General features: G+C 56.2%; 5 protein-coding genes. 2 read left to right on the top strand and 3 right to left on the bottom strand.

The genetic code is table 11. The annotated features are described in order from the left end of the window. Window positions 1-543 precede the first annotated feature (543 nt). From AC0L2J_RS34465 to AC0L2J_RS34455, 3 genes are all read right to left on the bottom strand, one after another. On the bottom strand, window positions 544-1,008 hold the full coding sequence (locus tag AC0L2J_RS34465) for a PaaI family thioesterase (protein ID WP_473395947.1): 465 nt from the start codon (window positions 1,006-1,008) through the stop codon (window positions 544-546). A gap of 223 nt (window positions 1,009-1,231) precedes the next feature. Next, window positions 1,232-2,632: an aminotransferase gene (locus AC0L2J_RS34460; protein WP_473395946.1), complete on the bottom strand. Its 1,401-nt coding sequence runs from the start codon at window positions 2,630-2,632 to the stop codon at window positions 1,232-1,234. A 9-nt stretch (window positions 2,633-2,641) separates the two neighbouring features. Then, a complete protein-coding gene (locus AC0L2J_RS34455) occupies window positions 2,642-4,156 on the bottom strand; it encodes an NAD-dependent succinate-semialdehyde dehydrogenase (protein WP_473395945.1) in 1,515 nt (504 codons plus the stop codon). Window positions 4,157-4,314: 158 nt separating this feature from the next. On the opposite strand from AC0L2J_RS34455, the gene AC0L2J_RS34450 reads away from it, so the two are divergent. Together AC0L2J_RS34450 and AC0L2J_RS34445 are read left to right on the top strand one after the other, a co-directional pair. After that, the gene (locus tag AC0L2J_RS34450; protein WP_473395944.1) at window positions 4,315-4,791 is read left to right on the top strand and encodes an Lrp/AsnC family transcriptional regulator; all 477 of its coding nucleotides are present in this window, start codon (window positions 4,315-4,317) and stop codon (window positions 4,789-4,791) included. Between the two features lie 578 nt (window positions 4,792-5,369). Then, a partial coding sequence (locus AC0L2J_RS34445; protein WP_473395943.1) for an MFS transporter occupies window positions 5,370-5,875 on the top strand: 506 nt, incomplete at its 3' end.

The following is a 5,875-nucleotide window of genomic DNA, read 5'->3' as shown; positions in this document are numbered from 1 at the left end:
CCGATTTTCATCAATCTGACAGGGGCGCATCGACGAAATCCTGCGCCGAACGAGCGAATTCGATCGTTTGTGTTAGCCCCCTCTTGTCCCTCGGAAAGCGCGACTGAATGAGAGAGGAGGCGCTTGTGTCAAGCGAGACGAACAAGAGAGCACAGGATTGACCATATTCATATGGCCTGGCCGACGGGCTAGGAGCTCAGAAGCTGAGGGCTAGCCACAGACGAAAGCCCGTACGAACCGGTTGACCCATCATATCTCTCCGTTGAGCGCGACTTGAAAGTCGTTCAAATTGTTTTGGATAGCGGGCCGAAGCAGACTCTAAGGGCGACGCGAAGCCGTAAGATCGCGTAAGCGAGGATCGAACGCAATGTGGGCGCTCCCAACCTCTTACTTGACGAGCGGCCACGCCCGCCGGCGTCATAACCGACCGACGCCCACGCGAACCCATTCGCTCGAGCTTTCGGCTTAGGCGTAACCTGATCTTCGAGATCTACAGGCCTGATTTCAATCATTCAACGAGAGCAGGAAACGAAAAATAGCATGCTACTCAATTGGCTTTCGCTTCATGCGCTTGATCGTGCCAGAAAAGGTGAACAGCTTCCGCTCTCTGGCGGTCAATTGACCTCGCACGAAGATCAGCGAGCCGCCAGCCCGGGTGACTTCCCCAGTACCCGTGACGAGGTCGCCCTCCTGTCCGGCATCCAGGAACTGGCAAGCGAAATCGACTGTTACGCCCGCTCCCTGAAGCATTGGCGCGGCGATTGCAAAGAGGCAGTAGTCGGCGAAAGTCATGAAGCAACCGCCGTGGACATTCTTAGAGGAGTTCAGATGCTTCTTCTGAACCCGAAAGGCGCAATGAATGCCGCCATCCGCCTCCCTCCGATGCCAGAAAGGGCCGCTAGACACTTCGAAGCTATCGCCGCTCCAGGTTCGCCACCCCGCGAATTCACCCTCAATGTCGTCGTTTAGATCAAGGGCGCGAGTATCTGTTTTGAGTATGTGCTCCAAGAATGTACGCCTTCAACTACCTAAATTCTCTCAGGTTCGATCCTAGTGACCGGTTCAAGTCATTTGATGGATTTCAAACAGCTCGCATACTAAATACCCCCCGGCTGAACGCCGTCACTAGCAGTCAAGACGCTAGGCAGCCTCCCCAAAAACGCGCTTGCTTTAGAGGGACGAAAATTTGGCGACGGTGGGCGTTGCTCCGGTAAATGAAAGCATTCCGCGCTCAAGAGGTTGCCGACTGCTTTGCCAGTTCGTCCATTACTTGCTTGGTTGCCTGATATGCTAACTCAACGATCTCGTCGATCTCAGTTTCAGACACAACGAGAGGCGGAGCAAAGCCGAGAATATCTCCATGCGGCATAGCCCTTGCTATAAGCCCACGATCACGAGCAGCTTTCGAGATACGCGCACCGACCTTCAGCTCCGGATCAAATCGTTTCTTGGTCTGGCGATCTGCAACATACTCGATAGCGCCGAGCAGACCGACACCCCGAACCTCCCCGACGATCTCCAGTTGCGCGAAACGCTCCTTCAGTCGCTTCTGAAAGTGCGCGCCGATGGTTCTCGCTCGATCGGCTAGCCGCTCCTTCTCGACGATATCGAGGACGGCGTTTGCTGCGGCTGCCGCGATTGGATGCCCGGAATAGGTATATCCATGCGAAAACGCACCAACACGATCGGCAGCTTCCTCCATCACGCTGTAGACTCTTTCGCCGACTATGGCTGCCGAGAGCGGGACATAGCCGGATGTTAGCCCCTTAGCGACAGTCACAAGATCGGGCTCCATCCCGTACAGCGTGCTTCCGAAATCCGCACCGGTTCGCCCAAATCCACAAATTACCTCATCGGCGATTAGAAGGACGTCGTAGCGCTTCAGTACGGTCTGTACTTCGCGCCAGTAGCCCGCCGGCGGCGGCGTAATGCCGCCAGTACCCAGCACCGGCTCAGCAATGAATGCACCGACCGTCTCAGGGCCCTCTCGCAAGATTAGTTCTTCGAGTTCAGCCGCACGCCGGCGGGAAAAGTCCTCTTCGGTCTCGCCTGGCTCGGCGCCCCAGTAGTGGTGCGGTGTGCCCGTGTGCAGAATGCCGGGGAAGGGAAGATCCATGTGATCGTGGTAGAAAGACATACCTGTCATCGAACCGGAGATCACCGAGCAACCATGATAGCCGCGCTCACGCGAGATAATTTTCTTCTTCTTAGGCTGACCACGTAGATTATTGTAGTACCACACCAGTTTTGCTTGCGTCTCATTAGCATCTGATCCCGATAGCCCAAAAAACACTTTGCTTGGTTTTCCGGGAGCCATTCGCACGAGACGAGCCGAGAGCGTCGCCAGTTCTTCCGTCGTGTGCGCCGCATACGTGTGATAGTAAGCTAGACTGTACGCTTGTCGCGCGATTGCTTCCGCCACCTCAACACGCCCGTAGCCGATATTTACACAATAAAGGCCAGCAAACCCGTCGATGTAAGTGCGCCCCTCTGCATCCTTGATACAAATGCCTTTTCCGCCTGTTACGATCGTAGGATCGCCCATCTTTCCGGTAGCGAAGTCCTTTAGCTGGGTGAAAGGATGCAGGACACTCGACCGATCCAGTTCAGCAATAGTTTCGATGTCAACCATCTGATCCTCCTAAGCCCCCAGATCGCCGAAGCAAACGTATTTCAGTTCCATGTATTCCGCTAAGCCGTGCCGCGATCCTTCGCGACCGAGCCCAGACTGTTTCCACCCCCCGAACGGAATCGGCGGCCCAGTGAATGAGGCTGTATTGACACCGAGCATGCCGCACTCGATTTGCTCAGAAAGTCGCAGCGCTCGACGTAAACTGTCAGTGTACACGTAACCCGCCAGCCCCTTTTCGTTCGCATTCGCTCGGGCGACAACCTCTTCTTCGGAATCGAAGGGAAGGACAGCTGCGACTGGCCCGAATGTTTCCTCGCGAACGATAAGCATGTCCTCGGTCACGTCACTGAGGAGGGTCGGTGGAACGAAGTTGGGACCTAGTGTTGCAGCTTGCTTGACCGATAGAACTCTCGCTCCCTTCTTTGTCGCGTCATCGATCTGTGACCTGCATTTGCTTGCGACCGAAAGTTTGGTCATTGGTCCAATATCCGTTGCAGGCTCGAGACCATGCCCGACCCTCAGTTGCTCCATCGCCCCACCAAACGCCTCGACGAAGGCGCCATAGATTCCTCTTTGCACGTAGATGCGGTTAGCAGCCAGACAATCCTGACCAGATGTCGCGAATTTCGCCGCCATCGCCCCCCTGACCGCTTTCTCAAGATCGACGTCGTCGAAGACCAGGAACGGGGCATGCCCGCCCAACTCTAGCGACACCTTCTTTACACTCTCCGCCGCTCCACTAAGGAGCAGACGACCGACCTCCGTGGAACCCGTAAACGAAAGAGCGCGCACTCTCGTATCGCTCAGCATCGGCCTCGAAAGCTCGATCGGACTTCCGACCAGAACTTGGAATACACCTTGCGGAAACCCGGCCTGCTCGGCCAGCCGGGCAAGAGCGAGCGCAGACAGCGGCGTCTCTGGAGCCGGCTTCACAATGATCGGACAACCGGCAGCAAGAGCGGCCCCTGCCTTTCGCGTGATCATGGCGATAGGAAAATTCCAGGGCGTGATGGCCGCCGCAACACCTATCGGCTGCATTCGCACTTGGAGCTGACTTCCAACCTTGTGACTCGGGATAGTCTCCCCGTACGCTCGCTCCCCCTCCGCTGCAAACCAGTCAAGAAAGCTAGCGCCGTACGCGATCTCCTGGCGCGCTTCGGCAAGGGGCTTGCCCTGCTCACTCGTCACGAGCACAGCCAACTCCTCCTTGTGCTCGAGCAATAACGAGGCCCAAGACCTAAGGATCGCCGCCCTCCTTACTGGCAGCAATCCACGCCAAGCAGGAAAAGACCGCTCAGCTGCGGTGATCGCCACCTCCATCTCCACGGCGCTGCAACGTGCAACATCCGCGATCTCCTCACCTGTTGCGGGATCGATCACACTGTCTCGCTCTCCGCCGGCCGTCCACTCTCCGTCGACGAGAGACTCCCCTGCCAGGAAGTCACGACGCCGCAGGTCTTTCAGATATTGCGTAGCAAGACCCACCGAGAGGGCGTTGTTGCCCCGAGTTCTTTGTAACGTCATTTGCCGGTCCCGGACGGTCACTTGTTGAAATTGCCCATGCATTCAGGATACTGATAGCGAACAAAGATTTGCGTCGCATTTTCCTGTCACCCGAACGATTTCCTGCAACGCACCGGGGGTTTGCGATGGATTGCACCTGAAGGCTGGAAGGACGAAGCATGCAATACGACCGAATAGATGCCCGGATCCTGGAGATCGTGCAGAAGAACAACCGCCTGACGTCCGAGGTCATCGGCGAAATGGCAGGCCTTTCCGCTACCGCATGTCAACGGCGGCTGAAGCGACTTCGCTCGGATGGAATAATTGAAGCCGACGTTTCGATCGTTTCGGCGAAGGCGGTCGGAAGGCCCATTCAGATGCTTGTGCTTGTGAGCCTAGAGCGAGAGCGTTCAGACATCATCGACAAATTCAAGAAGGCCATCAAATCGTCTGCTGAAGTCGTGAATGGTTTTTACGTGACGGGGGATGCTGATTTTGTCCTCTACATTACCGCTCGCACCATGGAAGATTACGAGCAGTTTACACGTCGTTTTTTTTACGAAAACTCGGATATCAAGGGTTTCAAGACAATGGTTATAATGGACCGCGTTAAGACAGGTTTTGCCATTCCAATTGAGTCTCCATCCGAAGGCTGACTCGGAAATCTTATCCAATTCGCGACTTCTTGCGGTTTTCCATCGCTCATTCGCCTAGAACGCCAAAACCCTTCGCCGTTCTCCTCTAATCTATGCGACAGGCAACCTCTTCGAGACATCTCCTCTGAAAGTTGCTGCAAGCAGGTTCAGCTTGACCAGAATGGCGTCTCAATTGACCGTTCTTATCTACTTTGGCGAGACAATCGAAAATGCGAGGTCTCGGCGCGGCATGAGCTGCGGTTTGGCTGAAGAACTAGCGGCTCCGGACCACGATGGTAGGGTTGATGTAAAGCTCCTAATGATAGGGGCATCAAGTTCAAGGTCGGACCCGCGAGCAGAATGTGCCACGGTTGACGCCGGTCAGTTCATTCACAGTGGGCCACCTCCCGACGACCTCGTTGCGATCACGCTAGAATTGAAGATCCGAAGGACCCGCTCATCGGCATCCTTGGAGGGTGAGAGACGCGTTCTCTCGCATCACGCAGTCAGAATCACGGTTCCAGGGCTCTCTCACGGCAGCCGAGCTTTTGCACTCAAGCTTGGCAAGCCAGGAGAGTTGCCTGGCGGCAGGAGGAGAGATGATCAGTTTCTCTAAGCCACAAACGGTTGGCAGCGATAGCATCACCGCGCCTTTACGCCATCTCACATTCCGGCGCATTTGGCTGGCAAGTGTACTCGCGAATGTGGGCGCCCTCATTCGGAGCGTCGGCGCGGCTTGGGCAATGACGCAGATGACGTCGGCTGCCGACAAGGTCGCCTTAGTCCAGACTGCCTTGATGTTACCGGTTATGATCATCTCAATGCCGGCCGGAGCGATCGCTGACATGCACGACAGGCGTATCGTTGCATTAGTGTCAGTAGGTATCGCGCTCGCCGGCGCGACCGCGCTGACGGTGCTCGCTTGGTTCGGCCTGATTACGCCAAACTTGCTGCTGGCGTTATGCTTCGTGGTTGGCACCGGCATGGCATTGATGGACCCCGCCTGGCAATCCTCGGTCAGCGAGCAGGTGCCGCTCGAAACACTTCCGGCGGCGGTAGCGCTCAACAGCATCAGCTACAACATTGCGCGAAGCGTAGGCCCGGC

It is taken from the genome of Bradyrhizobium sp. MV1.5, from assembly GCF_055807615.1.
This window is presented reverse-complemented; position numbering and strand designations above follow the sequence as displayed.